The sequence below is a fragment of the Corynebacterium sp. HMSC067D03 genome, assembly GCF_001811185.1.
GTDB classification, from domain to species: domain Bacteria; phylum Actinomycetota; class Actinomycetes; order Mycobacteriales; family Mycobacteriaceae; genus Corynebacterium; species Corynebacterium coyleae.
The window spans coordinates 1-250 of record NZ_KV803800.1 but is presented as its reverse complement, the minus strand read 5'-3'; the positions used below and the strand labels follow the sequence as shown (position 1 = coordinate 250).

General features: G+C 58.8%; 1 protein-coding gene. It reads right to left on the bottom strand.

Going from position 1 to position 250, the window contains the following annotated elements; genetic code table 11:
- Positions 1 to 250: hypothetical protein (locus HMPREF2785_RS11930; RefSeq protein WP_168164673.1), on the bottom strand; the 250-nt coding region annotated here is incomplete at both ends.

Genomic DNA, 250 nt, shown 5'->3' with positions numbered 1-250 from the left:
GATCAACCGTGGTCTTGTCGGAAGCGTTGGAACCGTTGTCGTCACGACCCTTCTCGTGGTCCTTGACCGGAACCTCAACCTCGACCTTGCCATCCGGCAGGTCAGGATCGGTGATGGTCACCGTGATCGGACCATCAACGTCCTTACCCGGGGTGACAACAACGTTGCCGTCCTCGTCGATCTTGACCGGGACGTCATTGCCGTCCTCATCCTTGGCCGAGACCTTGGTGTCATTGTCCGGGTTGGTGAC